Here is a 23,802-nt window from a genome sequence, read left to right on the forward strand (position 1 = left end):
CACAGGGCTGGGCGCGGCGGACAAGGCGCGTTGGCTGACCATCAGCTTTACCGGCGATCGCAAGTGGATTGCCGGATAGTCAGTTAGACCGCGGTGAGGCCATCGCAGGCATAGGTATCTACATAACTTTGCCGCAACGCCTAAATCCAGGCAGATAGCGCAGTTGTGGCAAGCCCGCTCGCCACGGGGGAGTTCGTCAGTTTCTGAAAGTTGTGTGATACCTATGCTGCGATAGGGCAGCAAAGATCAGCCGAAAAATTCGATCAGGCCCTGATAGCACGTCGCCAAATGGTAGGGCGTAGTCGAAGGCATATCCCGCCGGCTCACCTCACCCTTGGCATCCAGGCATTCATTCCAGCCCCTGGCATGCAAGAAATGCTGCTGCAACGCCAGCAACTGGCGCTCCAGCACCGCTTCGCTGCCTGGCCGCAGCGTCAGCGCGCGCAAATACTCGGCCTGGGCCCAGATGCGTTGGGTGCCGTCACGCACGGTACCGTCCAGCGCCAACATGCCACTGACGGCGCCGCTCAAGTTATCCACACCGGTTTGCTCGGCATAGGCAAATGCCCGGCTCAGCGACGCATGCAGCGCTGTGCCGCGCAGTACGGGCGAGGATTCGAGCAGGAAGAACCACTCGAACTGGTGCCCCGGTTCGAACCAGTTATCCACAGCGCCCAGCGGCTTCTCCATCATCACGCCATGCTGGCGTTCGATGAAACGCTGCTGCATGGCCGTCGCCAATGCCAGCAGGGCCTGTTGCACCGCCGCGTCTTCACGCACCGCGAGGGTGGCGAGGAAGCCTTCGGCCAGATGCATCAGCGGGTTCTGCAGCGGGCCGGACTTGAGGGACGACCAGTTGCGCTCCACTACCGCTTCATAAAGGCCGTCGCCCGTGGCAAAGCGTTCGGCGACGACTTCCAGGGCGGCATTGAGCACCGACTCCACCAGTGGCTCACGGACCTTGGCCCAGTAATGGGCGCAGGCGAAGATGATAAACGCGTGGGTATACAGGTCTTTGCGCTTGTCCAGCGGCTTGCCGTGGGGGTCGATGCTGTAGAACCAGCCGCCATGCTCGGCGTCGTGAAAGTGCCGCTGCAGCGAGCGAAACAATGCCGCTGCACGTTCTTCGGCAAAATCCTTGCCCGGCTCGCCGATCAGGCTGGCAAACACGTACAACTGCCGGGCACAGGCCATGGCGCGGTAGCGTTGGGGGGGCAAAGGACGGTGATCGGCATCCAGCGCCTCATAGGGCAACGCCAGCTCGGCATTCCAGCCAGGACCCTGCCAGAGCGGCACGATCAGGTCGTTGAAGTGCGTGAGCACAGCGTTCAATTGAGGCTTATTGGCAGAGCTTGGAGCGATGGGCATCGGCTGGCGTCGTCACGGCAGGGGTGTTTGCCGCGCATGGTAGCAGGCTTGTGATCGGTGGTGTCTTTGCGAGCGCTATCGCGGGCAAGCTCGCTCCCACATTTTTGAATGGTGAATCCGTTCAAATGTGGGAGCTGGCTTGCCTGCGATGAGTGCCTTACAGGCACTGCATGATTCAGCCCGCCAGCAACCAAACCCCAGTCGCCGCCGAAGCCGCCCCCGCCACCCGCACCAGCGGCGCAGCGGCTGCTGGCAGCAAGCGCACCACGGCATAACCGGCGGCGTGCAGCACAGCAGTGGCCCCGACAAACCCGGCCGCATACGCCCAAGGGCTGGTCATGTCCGGCAGCTCCAGGCCATGGGCCACGCCATGGAACAGGGCAAACACGGCTGTGGCAACCACGGCCATCGCCACCGGCGGGCGAATCGCCAAGGCCACCGCCAGGCCCAGGGCCAGCACCGACGCAGCAATCCCGCTTTCCAGGGCCGGCAGGGCCAACCCTTCAAAACCCAACACGCCGCCGAGCAGCATGGTGCCGACAAAAGTACACGGCAGCGCCCAACGCGCTGCGCCTTGTTGCTGCGCCGCCCATAGGCCGACGGCCAGCATCGCCAGCAAATGGTCGAGCCCGCCGAGTGGATGGCTGATACCGGCCACCAGGCCATTGTCGCCATGACCCGGATGGGCAAAGGCCAGGGCCGGGGCCAGTAGCAGGGTGGCGGCGGCAAACAGTTTGTTGAGGCTCATAAACAGCTCCTTGGTAAGGGGATCAGGCTGCGCTCAGCAGGCCTTGGCGTTCGATAAAGGCGACGATTTCTTCCAGGCCGACGCCGGTTTTCTGGTTGCTGAAGACAAACGGCTTGCCGCCGCGCATGCGCTGGGTGTCGCTGTTCATCAGTTCCAGCGAGGCGCCGACCAGCGGTGCCAGGTCAATCTTGTTGATCACCAGCAGGTCCGACTTGCAGATCCCCGGCCCGCCCTTGCGCGGCAGCTTGTCGCCGGCCGACACATCGATCACGTAGATGGTCAGGTCCGACAGTTCGGGGCTGAAGGTAGCCGACAGGTTGTCGCCGCCCGACTCCACCAGAATCAGGTCGAGGCCTGGAAAACGCCGGTTCAACTGGTCCACCGCTTCCAGATTGATCGACGCGTCTTCGCGAATGGCCGTGTGCGGGCAGCCGCCGGTTTCCACGCCAATGATGCGCTCGGGTGCCAGCGCCTGGTTACGCACCAGGAAGTCGGCATCTTCGCGGGTATAGATATCGTTGGTGACCACCGCCAGGTTGTAGCGATCACGCAGGGCCAGGCACAGCGCCAGGGTCAGGGCGGTCTTGCCGGAGCCAACGGGGCCGCCGATACCGACGCGCAGGGGTTGTGTGTTCATGGGGCTCTCCTAGGAACGGAACAGGCGGCTGTACTGGCGCTCGTGGGCCATGCATGCCAGGGACAGGCCGAACGCGGCGCTGCCAAAATGATGGGGATCGCGCTGGCGGGCGTCCTGCTGGGCTTGTTGCAGCAACGGCAGCAGTTCGCTGGTCAGGCGTTGGGCGGCCTGTTGGCCCAGGGGCAGGGTCTTCATCAGCACCGCCAATTGGTTTTCCAGCCAGCTCCACAGCCAGGCGGCCAGGGCATCGTCGGGGCTGATCGCCCAGGCGCGTGCAGCCAGTGCCCAGCCCAGGGCCAGATGGGGTTCGTGGGTAGCGTCGAGAAAACGGCGGGCCGGCTCATCCAGCTCCGGCAGGCCGTTGAGCAGTTGTTGCAGGGAGTAGCCCATTTGCCGGCTCTCCTGGAACAGCTCACGGGTTTCGCGGCTGGCGCGGTGTTCTTCACACAGTTGGCGCAGTCTCTCCCAGTCCTGGTCCGCAGCGGCCTGGCAATGGGCAAGCAGCAGCGGCGCTTCAAAGCGCGCGAGGTTGAGCAACAGTTGGTCGCTGATCCAGCGTCGGGCGCTGGCGGCATTGCTGACACGGGCGTTGTCCACGGCCATTTCCAGGCCTTGGGAGTAGCTGTAGCCGCCAATCGGCAATTGCGGACTGGCCAGACGCAGCAGCGCCCAGGCCGGGTTCACAGGCGCACGCCGAACTGGTGCAGTTTGGGCGGGTAGTTGAAGTCTTCATCACCATGGCGCGAGTGATGATGACCGCCACCATAGGCGCCGTGCTCTGGCTGGAACGGCGCTTCGAGGGTTTGGGTATGGGCGCCCAATTGCTCGAGCATGGCCTTGAGCACGTAGTCATCGAGCAGGCGCAGCCAGCCGTCACCCACTTGCAGGGCCACATGACGGTTGCCCAGGTGATAGGCCGCACGGGTCAACTCGAAGGCGCTGCTACAGGTGACGTGCAGCAGTTGTTCAGGACGCGCGCAGACACGTACGACACGTCCGTCTTCAGCCTGTAGGAACTCACCATCATGCAGCGGCGGCTGGCCGCGCTCCAAAAACAGGCCGACGTCTTCGCCCTCGGCACTGAAACAGCGCAGGCGGCTTTTGCTGCGGGCCTCGAAGTTCAGCAGCAACTCCGCAGCCCAGGTGGATTGGGGCGCAATTTTGCGGTGGATCACCAACATCGGGAAGCTTCCAGCTATGAGCGATAAACAGGCTAGAGCAAGGGGCTTGCCAACCAGGCTGGATGTAGGAAAACGCCGTAGGTGCGGGGCGTTGCGCCACTAAACGGGGCAAGGGGGCTGGGCTAGAGTGAGCCAATATGGTGCGCGATGGGGCGGGCGGGCACCCGAATTGGGCGATTTGAACGTGGCGTATTTATCAGTATTGATGTTTTGGGATTTGTCCTACGAGCATCTTAGATTTTCCGTTCATCATGCTACGCGTCGTTTTACTAGGATTTCGCCCCGTGTTTAATCCATTGCGACGTTCATTATGTTCAAGTCACTTTTATGTGTCGTTCTTGTCGGTCTGTTTGGCATCACTTCATCGGCCTCGGCCAACTTCAATAAGCGCGACAACACTGGCCTGGCGCCGTTCGGTTCCTCGCTGCAGGCCGTGCCGCAGCCGACCATCGAGAACGTGATCGACCGCGCCCATCAATTGCTGGGCACCGCCTACACCTGGGGCGGTACCTCCCAGGAGCAGGGGTTTGATTGCAGCGGCTTGCTGGTCTATCTGTTCAAGACCGAAGCCAACATTGTCATCCCGCGCACCACGGCGGCGATGCACCGTTCAACGGCGGCGACGATCAAGCGCAACGCGCTGCAACCCGGCGATGCGGTGTTTTTCCGGGCCAATGGCAGTCGCCAGATCGGGCATGTCGGCCTGTATGTGGGCGAGGGTAAATTTATTCACTCGCCGCGCAAGGGCAAGAGCGTGCGCATCGACTCGCTGGCCAACAATTACTGGAAGAAAAACTACACCACGGCCAAGCGTTTCCACGCGGTGCGTTGATCGCTTTACTCGGTGCTGCCCAGACCTTGCCAGTGCTTGAGGCCGATAAAGATAAAGCGCAGTTGCTGGGTGATCTTGGCCTGTGGCGTCAGGTGCGCCGGCAGGGCAGCGGCGGGCGGGTCGATGATGTCGGGCAGGGTGGCGAACACGCTCTTGACGATCAGGTCGGCCATCACATGCAGGCCCTCGGCATCCAGGTGCTGGAGTTTGGGCATCAGCGTCAGGTCGGCCGCCAGGTCCGAGGTGATGTCTTCGCGCAAGGCGCCGATGGCTTGGCGCACGGCCAGGCAGCCGCCGTATTGTTCGCGGGCCAGGAACAAAAATTGCGAACGGTTGGCCGTCACCACATCGAGGAAGATGCGCACCGAGGCGTCGATGATGCCACCCATGACGAATTCGTTGTGGCGTACCAGGCGGATGGTGGCGCGGAAGGTCTGGCCGACCTCACTGACGAGCACCAGGCCCAGTTGGTCCATATCGGCAAAGTGTCGGTAAAAACCGGTGGGCACGATCCCAGCGCTCTTGGCCACTTCGCGCAGGCTCAGGCTGCCAAACCCTCGGCCACCCTCCATCAGATGGCGGGCTGCGTCCATCAAGGCAAGGCGGGTCTGTTGCTTCTGTTCGGCGCGGGGGAGCATGGGCGGGTGGGCTTTGTAGACAAGGACAGCGACGCACTCTAGCAAAACAACTTTGCCGGCGTCGAACTTGAAACAGGACAAAGGTGCTGCCGGTTGCACAAAGTCAAAGCCCGATCTCAGGGGATCGGGCTTTTTTCAGGGCCAGCACCGGCTTAGCTCGTTGCTTTATGCATTTCATCCAGACGGTCGGAACCGCCTTCGGCGACGAATTCGCGTTGTTGCAGACGGTCTGAGCCACCTTCAACCAGGCCTTTTTGTTCCAGGCGATCACGGCCACCTTCGGCAACGAATTCGCGTTGTTGCAGACGCTCGGAACCGCCTTCAACCAGGCCTTTTTGTTCCAGGCGATCACGGCCACCTTCGGCAACGGTCTGGCTGATGTGTGCAGCGTCAGATTTGATTTGTGGAATGGCTTGTTCTGCGGCTGGCAGGGCAAAAGCACTGGTGGCCAGGACGGAGAGTGCAACACTGAGCAGTAATTGGCGTTTCATGATGAGTTGCTCCTTGGGAGGGCGATAAAGTGGGTACGGAGCCAATGCTACTCTCGATAACTCGATATAAAAGTTCATAAACACAATGGTAATAATCAACAGAATTGATTGTTCTGCGCTGAGGCTCTAACTCGCGGCTCTCAAGCACGGGCGTTTGCACCGAGGTGGGTATTTTCGACACGAGGATGGGTAACAACGGTGCGCCGTCGATCAAAGAAGCTGGCGGATGAGTCAGGAAAAGTGCTTTTCGCGGTTAATTCCACACGGCGGTTAAACCCCCAGGCCATTTGCCAGTCGTAGCCATATAAGCTTTAGTCCTTGCGCGCGTTGCCGGTGGCACGCGCAGTCGTAATCAGGAGCCCTGTGCAATGACGCGCACTCGTAAAATTCTCGCCTGGAGCAGTGCCTGCTTCGCTCTGTTAATCGCCGCAGTCGTACTGATCCTGGTGTTCTTCGACTGGAACCGGATCAAGCCGCAAATCAATGCCAAAGTTTCTGAAGAGCTGCACCGCGCCTTTGCCATCAATGGCAACCTGGCTGTGGTCTGGCAGCGCGAGCCGGACGAGGGCGGTTGGCGGGCCTGGGTGCCGTGGCCCCATGTGGTGGCCGAGGATTTGAGCCTGGGCAACCCCGAGTGGTCGAAACAGCCGCAGATGGTCACCCTCAAACGCGTCGAACTGCGCATCTCGCCATTGGCCTTGCTGGCCCAGCGCGTAGTGATCCCGCGTATCGACCTGACGCAGCCGAGCGCCGAGTTGCAGCGCCTGGCCGATGGCCGCGCCAACTGGGTGTTCAAGTTTGATCCCAAGGACCCGAATGCCGAACCGTCCAACTGGGTGGTGGATATCGGCGCCATTGGCTTCGACAAGGGCCATGTGACTCTCGACGACCAGACCCTCAAGACCCGCCTCGATGTGCTGATCGACCCCCTGGGCAAGCCGATTGCGTTCAGTGAGATCGTCGGCGAGGGCGATGCAAAAAAAGCCCTGGAGCAGGGCGCCACCCCCCAGGACTATGCGTTCGGCCTCAAGGTCAGCGGCCAGTACCACGGGCAGAAACTGGCCGGTAGCGGCAAGATCGGCGGGCTGCTGGCCTTGCAAGACGCGGCCAAGCCATTCCCCCTGCAGGCCCAGGCAAAAGTCGGTGATACCAGCATCGCCCTGGCCGGCACCCTGACCGACCCTCTGAACCTCGGCGCCCTGGATCTGCGCCTGAAACTGTCCGGCACCAGCCTGGGCAACCTTTACCCGCTGACCGGCGTGACCCTGCCGGATTCGCCGGCCTACTCCACCGATGGTCGCTTGATCGCCAAGTTGCATGAAGCCGGCGGCGCGTCGTTCCGCTATGAAAACTTCAACGGCAAGATCGGCAACAGCGATATCCACGGCGACCTCGCCTATGTCGCCAGCCAGCCACGGCCCAAGCTCAGCGGCGCGCTGGTGTCCAATCAACTGCTGCTGGCCGACCTGGCGCCGCTGATCGGCGCTGACTCCAACGCCAAGCAAAAGGCCCGTGGCGGTGAAAGCAAGCAACCGGCAACCAAAGTGCTGCCCGTGGAGGAGTTCCGCACCGAGCGCTGGCGCGATATGGACGCCGATGTGGAGTTCACCGGCAAACGCATCGTCCACAGCGCCGAACTGCCCTTTACCGACCTCTACACCCACCTGGTGCTCAACGATGGCCAACTGAGCCTCGAACCCCTGCGTTTCGGCGTGGCGGGCGGCAAGCTGGATGCGCAGATCCGCCTCAATGGCCGCATCACCCCGCTGGAAGGCCGAGCGAAACTGACGGCGCGCAACTTCAAGCTCAAGCAACTTTTCCCCACCTTCGAACCGATGAAAACCAGCTTCGGCGAGCTAAACGGCGACGCGGATATCGCCGGGCGCGGCAACTCGGTGGCGGCGCTCTTGGGCAGTGCCAATGGCGATTTGAAAATGCTCATCAACGACGGCGCGATCAGCCGCAGCCTGATGGAAATTGCCGGGTTGAACGTGGGCAACTATGTGATCGGCAAGCTGTTTGGCGACAAGGAAGTGAAGATCAACTGCGCGGCGGCAGACTTCGGGATCAAGACCGGCCTGGCCACCAGCCGGCTGTTTGTGTTCGATACCGAGAACGCGATCATCTATATCGATGGCACCGCAAACATGGCCAGCGAACAACTGGACCTGACGATCACGCCAGAGTCCAAGGGCTTTCGCTTGTTCTCACTGCGTTCGCCGTTGTACGTCAACGGGCCGTTCATCAAGCCCAATGCCGGGGTCAAGACAGTACCGCTGTTGCTACGTGGCGCGGGCATGGTGGCGCTGGGTGTGATCGTCGCACCTGCGGCGGGCTTGCTGGCGCTGGTGGCGCCCAGCGGGGATGAGCCGAACCAGTGCGTGCCATTGTTGCAGCAGATGAGGGAAGGCAAGGCGCCGAAAACTGTGAAGGGCTAAATGTGGGAGCGGGCTTGCTCGCGAATGCGGTAGATCAGTGATGAATATGTTGACTGATACACCGCATTCGCGAGCAAGCCCGCTCCCACATTAGTGAGTGCTGCTGGCAGGCTTACAGGTCTTTGAGAATGTCCGCCATATCGTCAGCGTGCTCTTCTTCCTGCGCCAGGATGTCTTCAAAGATCCGGCGGGTGGTCGGGTCTTTCTCGCCGATGTACTGAATGATCTCGCGATAGCTGTCCACCGCGATGCGCTCGGCCACCAGGTCTTCGTAGACCATTTCCTTCAAGGTCTTGCCGGCCACGTATTGGGCGTGGGAGTTCTTGGACAGCAAGTCCGGATTGAACTCGGGCTCACCACCCAGTTGCACGATGCGCTCAGCCAATTTGTCGGCATGTTCCAGCTCCTGATTGGCGTGCTCCAGGAACTCATCGGCGGCGACGCTGGCTTTCAGGCCGCTGGCCATGAAGTAGTGGCGCTTGTAGCGCAAGACGCAGACCAGTTCGGTGGCCAGCGATTCATTGAGCAGGCGCAGGATCTCTTCGCGGTCGGCACTGTAGCCTTCGGTCACTGCGCCATTTTCCACATTCTTGCGCGCACGTTCGCGAAGGGTGCTTACGTCAGACAGATGCTTGTCGGTCATTTCAATCTCCTGAGGCTAATCCGGTTTTGCGCCACACTCTCGGGGTGTGATCGCTCAAAGTTGTGAGTGCTGCGCGGCGCAAAAAGTTTTATCGGATGTTGCCGGGTGTCATATCGATTGCCCCAGGGCTGGTCTAGGATCAGCTCAATCGCCCCTTTCAAGGATGTTCGCCGCCATGGCGCAGACATTGGCTACACGTTATCCCCTGGTCCTGGTGCCGGGCATGCTCGGGTTTGTGCGGCTGCTGCTGTACCCCTACTGGTACGGTATCGTCCCGGCCTTGCGTGCCGGCGGGGCGCAGGTGTTTGCGGTGCAGGTGGCGCCGCTCAACTCCAGTGAGGTGCGCGGCGAGCAGTTGCTGGTGCAGATCGAGCAGATACGCCGCCAGACCGGCGCCGACAAGGTCAACCTGATCGGCCATAGCCAGGGATCGCTCACTGCCCGTTATGCTGCGGCCAAGCGCCCGGAATGGGTGGCCTCGGTCACTTCGGTGGCCGGGCCCAACCACGGGTCGGAGTTGGCGGACTACCTGCACACCCACTACCCGGCCGACAGCGCCAAGGGCCGCGTCATGAGTGCGCTGTTGCGCTTGGTGGGCATGGTGATGGGCCTGCTCGAAACCGGTTATCGCGGCCCGCGTTTTGCGGCGGACATCCACGCCTCCCATCAATCCCTGACCAGCGAGGGGGTGGCGCTGTTCAATCGCCAGTACCCCCAAGGCCTGCCAGACACCTGGGGCGGGCAGGGCGCCGAGGAAGTGAACGGTGTGCGCTATTACTCCTGGTCCGGCACGTTGCAGCCGGGCAAAACCGATCGCGGGCGCAACCTGCTGGACGGCACAAACCGCAGTTGCCGGCTGTTTGCGCGGACCTTCGTCAAGGAGAAGGGCCAGTGTGACGGCATGGTCGGGCGCTACAGCTCACACCTGGGCACGGTGATCGGCGATGACTATGCGCTGGACCATTTCGATATCGTCAATCAGTCCCTGGGCCTGGTGGGCAAGGGCGCCGAACCGATCCGCCTGTTTGTCGAGCATGCGCAGCGGCTGAAGGCGGCCGGGGTCTAGGCAGCGCGCCTGACCGGCGTCGTCCAGCGCTCCGACAAAATCACCCCACCCAACGTCAGCACACCTCCCACCAAGTGATACAGCGCCAACTGCTCCTTGAGCACCACCGCGGCAATCAGCGCAGTGATCAACGGCAGCAGATTGAAAAACAGCGTGGTCCGGCTCGGTCCCAGGTTTTTCACCGAATGCATCCACGCCAGTGGCGCGATCATCGAGGCCAACAGGCAGGCGTATACCACCAGGCCGATATTCGACGGGCCCAGGCCGACCTTGTCCGAGGCCAGGAACAGCGGAAACAGCACCACCACCGCCACCAACACCTGCAAATACAGCAACACCAGCGGCGGCAGGCGCAGTTGCCATTTTTTCAGCAGGGTGCTGTAGATCGCATAGGCCAGGGTGGCCACCAGCATCATCGCGTCACCCAGGTTCACCCCGTGTTGCAGCAGCGCGCCGAGGCTACCGGACGATACGACCACCGCGACCCCGGCAAACGACAGTACCGCACCGGTCAGGGCGCCAAAGGTCAGGCGCTGGCCAAGGCTGATAATGGCCGCGGTCAGGGCCATCAACGGCATCAGCGAGAGGATGATCCCCATATTGGTGGCGCTGGTCAGGCTCGCGGCGTAGTACGCCAGGCTCTGGTAGACCGCCATGCCGAGCACGCCAAGCACGGCGATCTTGCCCAGGTTGGGGCGAATCAGTGCCCAGTTGGCGATGACCGGCTTGAGCATGAACGGGGTAAACAGGATGGCGGCCAGCAACCAGCGATAAAAACCGATCTCGGCGGGGAAAATCGAGCCCACGGCGAGTTTGTTGACCACGGTATTGCCGGCCCAGATAAAGATGGCCAGCAGCGGATAAGCGTATTGCATTGCAAGGAACCAGGAACGTTAGTGAGGGTTGATTATCCTTTGTCTGGATCGAAGCCTATACTTCGATCCGGCCAAGCCACCTTTGGATCCAGACAACATGTCCAAAACCTACATCAACCTGCCCGATTTCGATGTACTGCCGGCCCCGGTGTACTTTCGCTACTCGGAATTTGCCGCCGACAGCCGCGCCTCCCGCCACCAGCATGCCTGGGGCTCCCTGGATTACTCGGCCCGTGGCGTGATGCGCTTTGAAGTGGGCGGCAACCGGTTTATGTCGCCACCGCAATACGCGGTGTGGATCCCGCCCAACACCCAGCACAGTTCCTACAACGCCCAGGCGATTGTCTACCGCTCGGTGTACCTGGCGCCGTCGCTGTGCGAGCAATTGCCTGCGCAACCCTGCACCCTGACCATCAGCAACATCCTCAAGGCCATCCTCAGTGATTTTGCCGAGCGCGATGTCAACATCCCCGCCAACGAAGCCGACGTGCGCCTGGCCCAAGTGCTGGTAGACCAACTGCGCCAGGCGCCGGTGCACGATTGTTTCCTGCCCTATGCCAGCAGTCCCGGCCTGCTCAGCGTACTCGAAGGCATGCAGGCTGAGCCTGGAGACAACCGCGCACTGGCGCAGTGGGCCCAGCAGGTGCACGTCAGCGAACGCACCCTGGCCCGGCAATTTGCCCGCGAACTGGGCATGAGCTTTGGCGAGTGGCGCCAGCGCCTGCGCTTTCTGGCGGCCATCGAAGCACTGGAAAGCAGCCGCAGCGTGCAGGAAGTGGCCTTTGACCTGGGCTACAGCACCGCCTCGGCGTTTATTGCGATGTTCCAGCGCCAGGCCGGCAGCACACCGGAGCAGTATCGGCGAACGAATCTACGAAGCAGGTGAAGGTGTAACAGGCTTTGTCTACACTGCAGGGGAGGCCGCGCCCCTCGGCGTGGTAACAGGGAGAAAACTCCATGAAGATGTTGCGTATTCCGTTGTTGATGATCGGTCTGCTGCTCTGTTCCCAAGGGTTTGCGGCCACTGCCCAGCAAAACAAAATGACCACCTGCAACGCCGAAGCCTCCACCAAGACCTTGAAGGGCGACGAGCGCAAGGCCTTCATGAAAACCTGCCTCTCGGCCCCGGCCGCCAACGACGCCAAGACCCTGACCCCGCAGCAGCAAAAAATGAAGGACTGCAACGCGTCGGCGAAAACCAAGGCGCTGACCGGCGATGCGCGTAAAACCTTTATGAGCACCTGCCTGAAGAATTAATAGCCCCGGACTACCTAAGGCTGCGACACTCGCACAGCCCTTACCCTGTAGGAGCGAGCTTGCTCGCGAAGAACGTTGACGATAACGCCGGCACTCTGGATGACCGGGTTGTCTGGACGTTTTTCGCGGGCAAGCCCTAATGCCGTTCAGTTAAGCGGATTCTGCTTTCTGTAGGAGCGAGCTTGCTCGCGAAGGACGTCAACGATAACGCGTGTTTGCTAGGTAAACACGGCGCTCTCAAGTTCTTCGCGAGCAAGCTCGCTCCTACAAAAAGGCTTAACTGAACGGCATTAGGGCTTGCCCGCTCCTACATGTCCTTTAACGCCGTTCGTTTAGAGGCTGTATGCCAACGTTTTCTTCGCGTCATGTGTTGTTGCTGGCCAGCTACATCATCATTTTCGGCGGCTTGTTGCTGGTCCTACCGTTAAAACTGCTGCCCAGCCTGTTGGCCGGCCTGTTGGTTTTCGAACTGGTCAACATGCTCACCCCGCAGCTGCAGCGCCTGATCGAGGGCCGACGCGCCCGTTGGCTGGCGGTGGCATTGCTCGGCACTGTGATTGTCAGCGTGCTGACCCTGATCTTCGCCGGCGCTATCAGCTTTTTGCTGCACGAAGCGGAAAACCCCGGGGCTTCCCTGGATAAATTCATGGGTGTGGTCGACCGCGCGCGCGGCCAGTTGCCGCCGTTTCTCGACGCCTACCTGCCGGCCAGTGCCGCCGAGTTTCGCGTAGCCATCGGCGAATGGTTGAGCAAACACCTGAGCGAACTGCAACTGGTGGGCAAGGACGCGGCGCATATGTTCGTGACCCTGCTGATCGGCATGGTCCTGGGGGCAATCATCGCCCTGCAACGGGTCCCCGACCTGACCAAACGCAAACCCCTGGCCGCGGCGCTGTTCGACCGCCTGCACCTGCTGGTCCAGGCGTTTCGCAACATCGTCTTCGCGCAAATCAAAATCGCCGCCCTCAACACCGTGTTCACCGGGATATTCCTCGCGGTGGTGCTGCCGTTGGCGGGGATTCACCTGCCGCTGACCAAGACCCTGATCGTCCTCACCTTCCTGCTGGGCCTGCTGCCGGTGATCGGCAACCTGATGTCCAACACACTGATCACCATCGTCGCGTTGTCGATGTCGATCTGGGTGGCGGTGGCGGCGCTGGGTTATCTGATTGTGATCCACAAGGTCGAGTATTTCCTCAACGCACGCATCGTCGGCGGGCAGATCAGTGCCAAGTCGTGGGAGTTGCTGTTGGCGATGTTGGTGTTTGAAGCCGCATTCGGCCTGCCGGGCGTGGTGGCGGGGCCGATCTACTATGCGTATTTGAAGAGTGAGTTGAAGCTGGGCGGGATGGTCTGAGGATTGAGGGGGCCTGGACTGGCCCTTTCGCGAGCAAGCCCGCTCCCACATTTAGACTGCATTCCCAAGGTGGAACTCGGTCTAAATGTGGGAGCGGGCTTGCTCGCGAAGGGCGCACCACGGTCTTAACTAAAGATCAGTAGCCGTAGCGCTTACTGGCCTCAATCGCCAACCCACTGCCGATGCTGCCGAAGATATTACCTTCCACATGCTGGGCATTGGGCAGCATCGCCGAGATGCTTTGGCGCAAGGCCGGGATGCCGCTGGAGCCGCCGGTGAAGAACACCGTGTCGACCTGGGCCACGTCCACCGAGGCGTCGTCGAGCAGTTGGGTCACGCTGTTGCGCACCCGTTCCAGCAGGTTGTCGATGGAGGACTCGAACAGGGCACGGCTCAGTTCCACGCTCAGGCCTGGTTCTACCCGGTCCAGCGGCACATGGCGGCTGTCGTCGTGGGTGAGGTGGATCTTGGTTTCTTCCACCTCCATCGCCAGCCAGTGCCCGGCGCGCTGTTCGATCAACTTGAACAGGCGGTCGATGCCACCGGTGTCTTCGATGTCGTAGCGCATGCTGCCCAACGCAATCTGGGATTTTTGCGAGTACACCGAGTTGATGGTGTGCCAAGTGGCCAGGTTCATGTGATGGCTGGTGGGCATGTAGGCGCCGCTTTTCATGCGGCTGCCGTAGCCGAACAGCGGCATCATGCCGGCCAGCGAGAGCTGTTTGTCGAAGTCGGTACCGCCGATATGCACACCGCCAGTGGCGAGAATGTCGTCGTGGCGGTTGTCGTGCTGGCGTCGCTCAGGCGACAGGCGCACCAGGGAGAAGTCGGACGTACCACCGCCGATGTCGACAATCAGCACCAACTCTTCTTTTTCAATGGTGGACTCGTAGTCGAAGGCCGCGGCAATCGGCTCGTACTGGAACGAAACTTCCTTGAAACCGAGCTTGCGGGCCACGTCTACCAGGGTATCTTCGGCCTCTTTGTCGGCCATCGGGTCGTCGTCGACGAAGAATACCGGGCGGCCCAGTACCACTTCCTCGAACTCACGGCCGGCGGCGGCTTCGGCGCGGTTCTTGAGCTGGCCGATAAACAGCCCCAGCAGGTCCTTGAACGGCATGGCCGTGCCCAGCACGCTGGTGTCGTGCTTGATCAGCTTGGAGCCCAAAAGGCTCTTGAGCGAGCGCATCAGGCGGCCTTCGTAGCCTTCCAGGTACTCGTGCAACGCCAGGCGGCCATAGACCGGGCGGCGCTCTTCGAAGTTGAAGAACACCACTGACGGCAGGGTGATCTTGTCGTCCTCCAGCGCGATAAGCGTTTCCATGCCGGGACGGATCCAGCCGACAGTGGAGTTGGACGTGCCGAAGTCGATGCCGCAGGCACGGGCTGGGGAGGTGTTGTTCATGTCTAACAGGTTCCGGTTAAAAAACGGCCGCGCAGTGTATGTCACTCGCGTGCAGATGCGTAGGCCGACTATCCGCTAAATACAGCAGACTTGTTACCTTGAAAGGTCGGCTCTTTGCCCCCAACTCCTGTGCATACGGTTGGTGGCTGTCGAAAGGATCAAGTTTGTCCTGCAAGCCGCCGATAATTTTCTGACGCACCTCGAATCGCCCCGCGATGCCCCGGCAGGCAGGGCCCGACCGTGCGATCTCGATAACGGATGGTGATGCCCCATGGATTTCAAAGACTATTACAAGATTCTTGGTGTCGAGCCGACGGCCGATGACAAGCAGATCAAGGCCGCTTATCGCAAGCTGGCCCGTAAGTATCATCCCGACGTCAGCAAGGAAAAAGACGCGGAAGCGAAGTTCAAGGATGCTTCGGAAGCCTATGAAGCGCTGAAAAGTGCCGACAAGCGCGCCGAGTACGACGAGTTGCGCCGCTATGGTCAGCACGGTCAACCCTTCCAGGGGCCGCCAGGCTGGCAGAGCCGTGGCGGGTTTGGCGGTGGCCAGGATACGGGCGAGTTTTCGGACTTCTTCAGCTCGATCTTTGGCTCCCGTGGCAACGGCTTTGGCGGCGCCCAAGGGCGCAGCCCCGGCCGTCGCGGCCAGGATGTGGAGATGGAGCTGCCAGTGTTCCTGGAAGAGACCTTGTCTACCGAGTCCAAGGCGATCAGCTTCCAGGTGCCGCAATACAACGCGGCGGGCCAGCACGTCAGCAACACCACCAAGAGCCTGAACGTGAAGATCCCGGCCGGCGTGGCCGATGGCGAACGCATCCGCCTCAAGGGCCAGGGCGCGCCGGGGATTGGCGGTGGGGCCAATGGCGACCTGTACCTGATCATCAAGTTTGCGCCGCATCCCAAATTCGAAGTCGACGGCGAAAACCTGATCATCAACCTGCCCCTGGCACCCTGGGAGCTGGCGTTGGGCGCGGAAGTCGCGGTGCCGACGTTGACCGGCAAGATCAACCTCAAGGTCCCGGCCGGCAGCCAGAATGGCCAGCGCATGCGCGCCAAGGGCCATGGCTTGCTGAACAAGGCCGGGCAACGCGGGTATCTATTTGTGCAGCTCAAGGCCGTGATGCCTAAAAGCAGCGACGACGAGGTCAAGGCGTTGTGGCAGGAGCTGGCGAAAAAGGCCGATTTTGATCCGCGGGAAAACTGGGGCCGCTAACGGCGCGAGCGGGCTTGCTTGTTGTGGCAGACGGGCTTGTTGTGATGAGTGGGCTTGTTGTGGCGAGCGGGCTTGCCCCGCGCTGGGCTGCGAAGCAGCCCCAATAAAGTCACTGCATTCTTCCAGAGACACCTCAGTGTTAGGGGATAGGGCTGCTTCGCAGCCCAGCGCGGGGCAAGCCCGCTCGCCACAACAAGCCCACTCATCACAACAAGCCCACTAGTCACCACAATTGCATTAGCTCTGGCGCGGCAGCACCACGGTAAATGTGGTGCCCGCCGCCTCGCTGGAGGTCACTTCAATCGTGCCCCGATGGGCCTGCACCACTTCCTTGACGATAAACAACCCCAACCCGAGGCTGGTCGAGGTGCCGCCCAGTTCTTCATTGGCGCTGCGCACCAGTGGGTCGAAGACGGTGCCCAGCGCTGCCTGGGGGATCGGTTTGCCGTAGTTATGCACACTCAATTCCAGGCTGTCGGGCGTGCCGTTGAGGCTCAGGGTCACGGCCTGGCTGCTGAGGCCATGTTGCAACGCATTGCCGATCAGGTTCTGCAACAGTTGATTGATCCGCCCGCGATCCCATTGCCCGTGGGTGTCCCCGGCGATACGCAAGTGAACCTGGCCATCCGGCCGGCCCGCGCACGCTTCGTCGATGGCCGCCTTCGCCGCATCGGCCAGGTTCATCGGCTTGGGTTCGATGGGCAGGCTGCTGCCCAGCCGGCTGCGTACAAACTCCAACAGGTCGCTGATCATCGCCCCCATGTGCCGGGCGCCATTCTGGATGTTGCCCACCAGGCTCAAGCCCTTGCTGTCCAACGGCACCTTGCGCAACAGCATCTCGGTGGACATCTTTACCGCCTGCAACGGTGCACGCAGGTCGTGGCCGAGGATGGCGAGGAAAATATCCCGTGAACGAATGACCTGCTCAGCGTAGGCCGCCGTGGATTCGGCCAGGGCCTCGTCGATGGCCTCATTGAAGCGGATCATGTCCTGGAAATACGCCAGGTCCGGCGATTCCAGACTGTCGACCCACAACCGGATCACGCAAGCGCGCAGGTGACGGAATTCGGAGGTCATCTGCACCAGGTCAAAGCCCACCGTATGGCGCAGTTCGCCATGGCTGGCGGCGGCTTCGTCCAGGCTCGGGGTTTTCTCCGGGCCTTCGCCCTTGGCCTTGGCCGCCTGTTCGGCGGCGCTTTGGCGGGTATTCATGTCGCGCGCGGCGGCCAGCAGCATCGAATGGGCATGGTCGCGCAGTTGCGTGCGGTTCAGGCTGTCGGCCGCCGGGGTCAACGTTTCGGCAAACTGCTCCCACTCATCGACGATTCGCTCGGCATGCAACACGATGAATTCGGATAGGCCCATAGCCAGGTTCCCAAGTGCAAGACAGTAAAGACGCGCATCGTAGCGCCTTACGCCTCTTCGCTTCACTGGCACGTAGGGTTAATGCCGATGAACGGTCAGAATAGAAAGTATCGTTGGGCCATCGGCAAAACATCCGCAGGCTCGCACCACAACAACTCGCCATCGGCCTTGACCTGATAGGTCTGCGGGTCGACCTCGATCTGCGGCAGGTAGTCGTTGTGGATCAGGTCGGTTTTCTGCACCTGGCGGCAACCCTTGACCACCCCGATCTGCTTTTTCAGGCCCAAGGCTTGCGGTAGGCCCTCGGCCAGCGCAGCCTGGCTGATAAACGTCAGGCTGGTGGCGTGCAGCGCGCTGCCGAAGCTGGCGAACATCGGGCGGTAGTGGACAGGCTGCGGCGTAGGAATCGAGCCGTTGATATCGCCCATCAGGCTTGAAGCAATCGCCCCGCCCTTGAGAATCAACGTGGGCTTGATCCCGAAGAACGCCGGGCGCCACAGCACCAGGTCGGCCCACTTGCCCACTTCGATCGAGCCCACTTCATGGCTGATGCCATGGGTGATCGCCGGGTTGATGGTGTACTTGGCGATGTAGCGCTTGGCGCGGAAGTTATCGTTGCCTGCTCCGTCCCCCGGCAGCGGCCCGCGCTGTTTTTTCATTTTGTCGGCGGTTTGCCAGGTACGCATGATCACCTCGCCCACACGGCCCATGGCCTGGCTATCGGAGCTGATCATTGAGAATGCGCCAAGGTCGTGCAGGATATCTTCGGCGGCGATGGTTTCGCGGCGGATGCGGCTTTCGGCGAAGGCCACGTCTTCGGCGATGCTCGGGTCCAGGTGATGGCAGACCATCAGCATGTCCAGGTGCTCGTCGATGGTATTGCGGGTGAACGGCCGGGTCGGGTTGGTGGAGCTGGGCAGCACGTTGGCGAAGCCACAGGCCTTGATGATATCCGGCGCATGCCCGCCGCCGGCGCCTTCGGTGTGATAGGTGTGGATGGTGCGGCCCTTGAGTGCGGCGAGGGTGGTTTCGACAAAACCGGACTCGTTGAGGGTGTCGCTGTGGATCGCCACCTGCACATCGTATTCGTCGGCCACGCTCAGGCAATTGTCGATGCTTGCCGGGGTGGTGCCCCAGTCTTCATGCAGCTTCAAGCCAATCGCCCCGGCCTTGACCTGTTCGATCAAAGGCTCAGGCAGGCTGGCGTTGCCTTTGCCGGTAAAACCGATGTTCATCGGGAACGAATCGCTGGCCTGCAGCATGCGCGCCAGGTGCCACGGGCCCGAGGTGCAGGTGGTGGCATTGGTACCGGTGGCCGGCCCGGTGCCGCCGCCGATCATGGTGGTGACGCCACTGGTCAGCGCTTCTTCGATCTGCTGCGGGCAGATGAAGTGCACATGGGTGTCGATGCCGCCGGCGGTGAGGATCATGCCTTCGCCGGCAATCACTTCGGTGCTGGCGCCGATGGCCAGGGTTACGCCGGGCTGGATATCCGGGTTGCCGGCCTTGCCGATCCCGGCGATACGCCCGTTCTTCAGGCCCACGTCGGCCTTGACGATGCCCCAGTGATCGATGATCAGCGCGTTGGTGATCACTGTGTCGACCACTTCGGCGGCCAGCAGTTGGCTCTGGCCCTGGCCGTCGCGGATAACTTTGCCGCCGCCGAACTTCACTTCTTCGCCGTAGGTGGTGAAGTCCTGTTCCACTTCGATCCACAGCTCGGTATCGGCCAGGCGGACCTTGTCACCGACGGTGGGGCCGAACATGTCGGCGTAGGCTTGGCGGCTGATTTTCATAGGAGTGTCCTGAAGAATTTGTGTTGAATGTGAATCCGCTATCGCAGGCAAGCCAGCTCCCACATTTGAAATGCATTCCCATGTGGGAGCTGGCTTGCCTGCGATGAGGCCCTAAAGATCACCCATGATCTTCCCGGCAAACCCGAACACCCGGCGCAACCCCGCCAGTTCCACCAGTTCCACCTCGCGGCTCTGCCCCGGCTCAAAGCGCACCGCCGTGCCCGCCGGGATGTTCAGGCGCATGCCGCGGCTCAGGGCGCGATCAAAGGTCAGCGCGTCGTTGGTCTCGAAAAAGTGATAGTGGGAGCCGACCTGGATTGGCCGGTCGCCGCTGTTGGCCACGCTCAGGCTCAACGTGCGCCGGCCCACGTTCAGTTCGATGTCGCCAGGCTGGATCTGGAATTGGCCAGGAATCATGCAGGTTGCCCCAGGGTCTTGTAGTAGATGGCGGTCGGGCTGTAGCGCCCGTCCGGGCTTTGGCAGTAGTCCGGCAGCTCGCCGATCTTGGTGTAGCGCAGCGCCTGGTAGAAGGCTTCGGCGGGGGAGCCGGCTTCGGTGTCCAGGTACAGCAGGCCGCGCTTGTGCTGGCGCGCGCACAGCTCCAGGGCGCTCATCAATTGCTGGCCCAGGCCGTGGCGTCGGGCGTCATTGCGCACCAGCAGCTTTTGCACCTCGGCACGGTTGAGGCCGTTGGCCTTCTGGCACAGCGCCAGTTGTACGCTGGCCAGCACCTGTTCTTCGCGCACCACCACCCACAGCAGTAGGCTGGCGTCCTCGACACCGGCCTGTACGCCGTCGAAATAGTCGCGGGCCTGGGCTGCGTCGAGATCGGCCATGAAACCCACCGATGCGCCGTGCTGCACGGCGTCCAGCAACAGCTCAATCAAGCCCTGGCGGTAATGGGCAAAACTTTCGGTATTCACTCGACGCAGTTGGGCGGCGCTCATCGCTGTTACTCCTTGTGAACCGCCGGCGGCTGGGCGCCAGGGTTGAGCATCAGTTGCATAAAGGTCAGGTCCAGCCAGCGGCCAAACTTGGTGCCCACCTGGGCCATCTGCCCGGTGATGCCAAAGCCCATGCGCTCATGCAGGCGGATCGAGGCCTGGTTGCCGCTTTCGATGGCGGCGACCATCACGTGTTTGTCGCAGGCCCTGGCGCGTTCGATCAGGGCCTGCATCAGCAGCGGGCCCAGGCCTTTGCCGCGCTGGTCGTTGCGCACGTACACCGAATGCTCGACGGTATGGCGAAAGCCGTCGAAGGGCCGCCAGTCGCCGAACGAGGCATAGCCGACCACTTGCTCTGCCTCCACCGCCACCAGGATCGGATAGAACTGCGCCTGGCGTGCACTGAACCAGGCCTGGCGATTGCCCAGGTCCACCGGTTGGTCGTTCCAGATCGCCGTGGTGTTGAGCACGGCATCGTTGTAGATATCCCGGATCGCCGGCAGGTCGCCGTGCACCGCGTCACGAAGTAGGAGCATGGTCGGGCCTCAGGCGATGGGTTGGTGGACGGTCACCAGCTTGGTGCCGTCGGGGAAGGTGGCTTCGACCTGGATATCCGGGATCATCTCCGGGATGCCTTCCATCACTTGCTCGCGACTGAGCAGGGTGGTGCCAAAGTGCATCAGGTCGGCTACGGTGCGCCCATCGCGCGCGCCTTCGAGCAGGGCGGCGGAAATGTAGGCGATGGTTTCCGGGTAATTGAGCTTCACCCCGCGCGCCAGGCGGCGCTCGGCCACCAGGCCTGCGGTGAAGATCAGCAGTTTGTCTTTTTCCCGTGGGGTCAGGTCCATGGTCAGCAATCCGTTTTGAAAAACAATTATTAACAACACAGGTCCAATGTGGGAGCGGGCTTGCTCGCGAATGCGGTGTATCAGTCAACATATCCATTACTGACCCACCGCATTCGCGAGCAAGCCCGCTCCCACATTTTGATCTCATGTGTTCCAAATCCTTGGTGGTATGGCCTCACGCCCCAGCAGCGCCGGGCGCAACAGCCGCCATAAATCAATCAACCAGGCCCTGGCCTGCAAGGTCTCGCTGGCCAGGCAGCGCGCCACCAGCAAACCCGGCAGTTGGGTCAGGTCGCCACGCACTGCATGGGGCAGCGCACGGCATTGTTCAAGCAGTTCGGTATCGATTTCACCGCTCACCAGCAACGTGGCAAATACCGGCTGGCCATCCAGGCCAATGGGCGAGTCGAGCAGGCCGTCGTCGCCGACGATGCGTTGGCGCTCATGCCACAGCAACTGGCCGTCGCGGCGGATATCCAGGTGCGACTGAAAGTGCCCACGGTCAAAACGCTCGCCGCTGGCCGGGCGCCCCAACGCCACCAAGTCCCAGTAGAACAACCGGGCGTCGCCTTCGAGGTTGATGCGGGTGCTGAGTTCGGCCTGGGCGGCGCTGAACACGATGGTTTCCTGGGGCAACCATTCCAGGGTGGCGCCGGCCTCGACCGTCAATACCACCTGCTGGTAGGCCGGCCCGCTGGCGCGATACCACTTGGCGGCGCCGGGGCTGGTCAATTGCGCCCACGCGCCCTCAGCCAGGTGGGCGGTGATATCCAGGCGATCCCCGCCGGCAATCCCGCCCGGCGGGTGCACGATGATGTGCTGGCACACCTCGGGGCCTTCGGCATACAGGTGTTTTTGCACCCGCAGCGGGCCAAGGTGGCGGCGCAGCACCGGGCGCGTGGTCGCGCCGAATCGCGCATAGCCCAACTCCAGCGCGGCGTGCCAGCTGGGGGTGAACAGGGCGGTGGGGGCAGGAGCGGTCATGGTTTGGGCTTATCGACAAGACGCTACAGATTAGATGGTAACCAGGCCGCGTACACCCTCGGCCTCCATATTTTCACCACGGCCTTGCTGGACGATTTCACCCCGGGACATCACCAGGTATTGATCGGCCAGCTCGGCGGCGAAGTCGTAGAACTGCTCCACCAGCAAAATCGCCATGTCGCCGCGCTCGGCGAGTTTTTTGATCACCGCGCCGATCTCCTTGATCACCGAGGGCTGGATGCCTTCCGTGGGTTCGTCGAGGATCAGCAGGCGCGGACGGCTGGCCAGGGCGCGGCCGATGGCCAACTGTTGCTGCTGGCCGCCAGACAGATCGCCACCGCGCCGGTGCTTCATCTGCAGCAGCACCGGGAACAGCTCGTAGATAAATGCCGGGACTTGTTTGGCTTCGCTGCCGGGAAAGCGCGACAGGCCCATCAGCAGGTTTTCTTCCACCGTCAGCCGGCCGAAAATCTCCCGGCCCTGGGGCACGTAGGCGATGCCGGCGTGTACCCGCTGGTGTGGCTTGAAGCCGGTGATGGCCTTGCCTTCCCAGTTCACCGCGCCTTCCTTGGCGGGCAGCAGGCCCATCAGGCATTTGAGCAGGGTGGTCTTGCCCACGCCATTTCGACCGAGCAGGCAGGTGACTTCGCCGACTTTCACGTCAAAGGACAGGCCGCGCAGGATATGGCTGCCACCGTAGTACTGGTGCAATTTGTCGACTTGCAGCATGTTCAAATTCTCCTCAATTCCCTGTAGGAGCGAGCTAGCTCGCGAAAAACGCCAAGGCACCGCGGGCATTCAGGCTCGGCGCGTTATCGTTGACGATCTTCGCGAGCTAGCTCGCTCCTACAGAGAGCAATCCGCATCAGGTTTAGCGACCGAGATACACCTCGATGACGCGCTCGTTTTCCTGCACCTGCTCCAGCGACCCTTCCGCCAGCACGCTGCCTTGGTGCAGCACCGTGACGTGGTCGGCAATCGAGCCGACAAAGCCCATGTCGTGCTCCACCACCATCAGCGAATGCTTGCCCGCCAGGCGCTTGAACAGCTCGGCGGTGAACTCGGTTTCGGCGTCGGTCATGCCGGCTACCGGCTCGTCGAGTAGCAGCAGTTGCGGGTCTTGCATCAGCAGCATGCCGATCTCCAGGAACTGCTTCTGGCCGTGGGACAGCAAGCCGGCCGGGCGTTGCACCGATGCGCTAAGGCGGATGGTGTCGAGCACCTCGTCGATGCGGTCCTTTTGTTCACCGCTCAGGCGTGCGCGCAGGCTGGCCCAGACCGATTTGTCGGTCTTTTGCGCCAGTTCCAGGTTCTCGAACACGCTCAGGGCTTCGAACACCGTGGGCTTCTGGAACTTGCGGCCGATGCCGGCCTGGGCGATCTGCACTTCGCTCATGCGGGTCAGGTCCAGGGTTTCGCCGAACCAGGCTTTGCCGTGGCTGGGGCGGGTCTTGCCGGTAATCACGTCCATTAACGTGGTCTTGCCCGCGCCGTTGGGGCCGATGATGCAGCGCAGCTCGCCAACACCGATGTACAGGTTCAAGTCGTTGAGGGCCTTGAAACCGTCGAAGCTGACGCTGATGTCTTCCAGGGTCAGGATCGTGCCGTGGCGGGTGTTCAGGCCTTTGCCGGCGGCCTGGCCGAGGCCGATGGCATCGCGGCTGGTGCCCTGGTCGCGGTTCGGTTCGATGATCGGTTCGAGCATGAACTGGT

Annotated in this window: 26 protein-coding genes; 7 read left to right on the forward strand and 19 right to left on the reverse strand. The window is 61.8% G+C overall.

Going from position 1 to position 23,802, the window contains the following annotated elements; genetic code table 11:
• Window positions 1-246 precede the first annotated feature (246 nt).
• The 5 genes from HBO09_RS26005 to ureE all read right to left on the reverse strand — a co-directional run bounded on the left by HBO09_RS26005 (window position 247) and on the right by ureE (window position 3,934).
• Window positions 247-1,368 (reverse strand): AGE family epimerase/isomerase, encoded by a 1,122-nt coding sequence (locus tag HBO09_RS26005; protein WP_169998511.1) that lies wholly within the window; start codon window positions 1,366-1,368, stop codon window positions 247-249.
• A gap of 175 nt (window positions 1,369-1,543) precedes the next feature.
• Complete coding sequence (locus HBO09_RS26010; protein ID WP_169998501.1) at window positions 1,544-2,116, reverse strand: HupE/UreJ family protein; 573 nt, start codon at window positions 2,114-2,116, stop codon at window positions 1,544-1,546.
• Window positions 2,117-2,138: 22 nt separating this feature from the next.
• Entirely contained in the window at window positions 2,139-2,753 is a 615-nt protein-coding gene (ureG, locus tag HBO09_RS26015) for an urease accessory protein UreG (RefSeq protein ID WP_029300789.1), read from the reverse strand.
• 9 nt (window positions 2,754-2,762) lie between these two features.
• The gene (locus tag HBO09_RS26020; protein ID WP_169998499.1) at window positions 2,763-3,437 is read right to left on the reverse strand and encodes an urease accessory protein UreF; all 675 of its coding nucleotides are present in this window, start codon (window positions 3,435-3,437) and stop codon (window positions 2,763-2,765) included.
• On the reverse strand, window positions 3,434-3,934 hold the full coding sequence (gene ureE, locus HBO09_RS26025) for an urease accessory protein UreE (protein WP_029300785.1): 501 nt from the start codon (window positions 3,932-3,934) through the stop codon (window positions 3,434-3,436). The genes HBO09_RS26020 and ureE overlap by 4 nt, the downstream gene beginning before the upstream one ends.
• A gap of 310 nt (window positions 3,935-4,244) precedes the next feature.
• On the opposite strand from ureE, the gene HBO09_RS26030 reads away from it, so the two are divergent.
• Window positions 4,245-4,766, forward strand: coding sequence for a C40 family peptidase (locus HBO09_RS26030; RefSeq protein WP_169998497.1), 522 nt, complete (start codon window positions 4,245-4,247; stop codon window positions 4,764-4,766).
• Window positions 4,767-4,771: 5 nt separating this feature from the next.
• Here the strand turns inward: HBO09_RS26030 and HBO09_RS26035 are convergent, their stop codons facing one another.
• Both HBO09_RS26035 and HBO09_RS26040 read right to left on the reverse strand, forming a co-directional pair.
• Window positions 4,772-5,404, reverse strand: coding sequence for a TetR family transcriptional regulator (locus HBO09_RS26035; RefSeq protein WP_169998495.1), 633 nt, complete (start codon window positions 5,402-5,404; stop codon window positions 4,772-4,774).
• 152 nt (window positions 5,405-5,556) lie between these two features.
• Window positions 5,557-5,895, reverse strand: coding sequence for a hypothetical protein (locus tag HBO09_RS26040; RefSeq protein ID WP_169998493.1), 339 nt, complete (start codon window positions 5,893-5,895; stop codon window positions 5,557-5,559).
• Between the two features lie 368 nt (window positions 5,896-6,263).
• Here HBO09_RS26040 and HBO09_RS26045 point away from each other — a divergent pair, with 368 nt between their 5' ends.
• Window positions 6,264-8,333, forward strand: coding sequence for an AsmA family protein (locus HBO09_RS26045; protein ID WP_169998491.1), 2,070 nt, complete (start codon window positions 6,264-6,266; stop codon window positions 8,331-8,333).
• Between the two features lie 112 nt (window positions 8,334-8,445).
• On the opposite strand, the gene HBO09_RS26050 is transcribed toward HBO09_RS26045, so the two are convergent.
• A complete protein-coding gene (locus tag HBO09_RS26050; protein ID WP_169998489.1) occupies window positions 8,446-8,976 on the reverse strand; it encodes a ferritin-like domain-containing protein in 531 nt (176 codons plus the stop codon).
• Between the two features lie 175 nt (window positions 8,977-9,151).
• Here HBO09_RS26050 and HBO09_RS26055 point away from each other — a divergent pair, with 175 nt between their 5' ends.
• Complete coding sequence (locus HBO09_RS26055) at window positions 9,152-10,042, forward strand: triacylglycerol lipase (RefSeq protein ID WP_169998487.1); 891 nt, start codon at window positions 9,152-9,154, stop codon at window positions 10,040-10,042.
• Here HBO09_RS26055 and HBO09_RS26060 read toward each other — a convergent pair.
• On the reverse strand, window positions 10,039-10,917 hold the full coding sequence (locus HBO09_RS26060; protein WP_169998485.1) for a DMT family transporter: 879 nt from the start codon (window positions 10,915-10,917) through the stop codon (window positions 10,039-10,041). The genes HBO09_RS26055 and HBO09_RS26060 overlap by 4 nt on opposite strands.
• A 97-nt stretch (window positions 10,918-11,014) precedes the next feature.
• On the opposite strand from HBO09_RS26060, the gene HBO09_RS26065 reads away from it, so the two are divergent.
• The 3 genes from HBO09_RS26065 to HBO09_RS26075 all read left to right on the forward strand — a co-directional run bounded on the left by HBO09_RS26065 (window position 11,015) and on the right by HBO09_RS26075 (window position 13,531).
• Window positions 11,015-11,803 carry a helix-turn-helix transcriptional regulator gene (locus HBO09_RS26065; protein ID WP_169998482.1) on the forward strand — a complete coding sequence of 263 codons (789 nt, stop codon included), beginning with the start codon at window positions 11,015-11,017 and terminating at the stop codon, window positions 11,801-11,803.
• 71 nt (window positions 11,804-11,874) lie between these two features.
• Window positions 11,875-12,174 (forward strand): PsiF family protein, encoded by a 300-nt coding sequence (locus HBO09_RS26070; protein ID WP_169998480.1) that lies wholly within the window; start codon window positions 11,875-11,877, stop codon window positions 12,172-12,174.
• Window positions 12,175-12,517: 343 nt separating this feature from the next.
• Window positions 12,518-13,531 carry an AI-2E family transporter gene (locus HBO09_RS26075; RefSeq protein WP_169998477.1) on the forward strand — a complete coding sequence of 338 codons (1,014 nt, stop codon included), beginning with the start codon at window positions 12,518-12,520 and terminating at the stop codon, window positions 13,529-13,531.
• Between the two features lie 136 nt (window positions 13,532-13,667).
• On the opposite strand, the gene HBO09_RS26080 is transcribed toward HBO09_RS26075, so the two are convergent.
• Complete coding sequence (locus HBO09_RS26080; RefSeq protein ID WP_169998475.1) at window positions 13,668-14,936, reverse strand: Hsp70 family protein; 1,269 nt, start codon at window positions 14,934-14,936, stop codon at window positions 13,668-13,670.
• Between the two features lie 271 nt (window positions 14,937-15,207).
• Between HBO09_RS26080 and HBO09_RS26085 the strand changes: the two genes are divergently transcribed.
• Entirely contained in the window at window positions 15,208-16,152 is a 945-nt protein-coding gene (locus tag HBO09_RS26085; RefSeq protein WP_169998472.1) for a DnaJ C-terminal domain-containing protein, read from the forward strand.
• A 237-nt stretch (window positions 16,153-16,389) separates the two neighbouring features.
• On the opposite strand, the gene HBO09_RS26090 is transcribed toward HBO09_RS26085, so the two are convergent.
• The 9 genes from HBO09_RS26090 to urtD all read right to left on the reverse strand — a co-directional run bounded on the left by HBO09_RS26090 (window position 16,390) and on the right by urtD (window position 23,794).
• The gene (locus HBO09_RS26090) at window positions 16,390-17,517 is read right to left on the reverse strand and encodes a HAMP domain-containing sensor histidine kinase (RefSeq protein WP_169998469.1); all 1,128 of its coding nucleotides are present in this window, start codon (window positions 17,515-17,517) and stop codon (window positions 16,390-16,392) included.
• 95 nt (window positions 17,518-17,612) lie between these two features.
• Window positions 17,613-19,313, reverse strand: coding sequence for an urease subunit alpha (ureC, locus tag HBO09_RS26095; RefSeq protein ID WP_169998466.1), 1,701 nt, complete (start codon window positions 19,311-19,313; stop codon window positions 17,613-17,615).
• 111 nt (window positions 19,314-19,424) lie between these two features.
• Window positions 19,425-19,730: an urease subunit beta gene (locus HBO09_RS26100; protein WP_169998463.1), complete on the reverse strand. Its 306-nt coding sequence runs from the start codon at window positions 19,728-19,730 to the stop codon at window positions 19,425-19,427.
• Complete coding sequence (locus HBO09_RS26105; protein ID WP_169998460.1) at window positions 19,727-20,260, reverse strand: GNAT family N-acetyltransferase; 534 nt, start codon at window positions 20,258-20,260, stop codon at window positions 19,727-19,729. Before HBO09_RS26105 ends, HBO09_RS26100 begins: the two co-directional genes overlap by 4 nt.
• 5 nt (window positions 20,261-20,265) lie before the next feature.
• Entirely contained in the window at window positions 20,266-20,793 is a 528-nt protein-coding gene (locus HBO09_RS26110) for a GNAT family N-acetyltransferase (protein WP_169998458.1), read from the reverse strand.
• A 9-nt stretch (window positions 20,794-20,802) separates the two neighbouring features.
• Complete coding sequence (locus tag HBO09_RS26115; protein ID WP_032862374.1) at window positions 20,803-21,105, reverse strand: urease subunit gamma; 303 nt, start codon at window positions 21,103-21,105, stop codon at window positions 20,803-20,805.
• Between the two features lie 144 nt (window positions 21,106-21,249).
• Window positions 21,250-22,089 (reverse strand): urease accessory protein UreD, encoded by an 840-nt coding sequence (locus tag HBO09_RS26120; RefSeq protein ID WP_169998456.1) that lies wholly within the window; start codon window positions 22,087-22,089, stop codon window positions 21,250-21,252.
• A gap of 30 nt (window positions 22,090-22,119) precedes the next feature.
• Complete coding sequence (gene urtE, locus HBO09_RS26125) at window positions 22,120-22,818, reverse strand: urea ABC transporter ATP-binding subunit UrtE (protein WP_029297740.1); 699 nt, start codon at window positions 22,816-22,818, stop codon at window positions 22,120-22,122.
• 142 nt (window positions 22,819-22,960) lie between these two features.
• A complete protein-coding gene (gene urtD / locus HBO09_RS26130; RefSeq protein ID WP_169998541.1) occupies window positions 22,961-23,794 on the reverse strand; it encodes an urea ABC transporter ATP-binding protein UrtD in 834 nt (277 codons plus the stop codon).
• Between the last annotated feature and the right edge of the window lie 8 nt (window positions 23,795-23,802).

It is taken from the genome of Pseudomonas sp. WS 5027, from assembly GCF_012985695.1.
GTDB lineage: Bacteria > Pseudomonadota > Gammaproteobacteria > Pseudomonadales > Pseudomonadaceae > Aquipseudomonas > Aquipseudomonas hygromyciniae.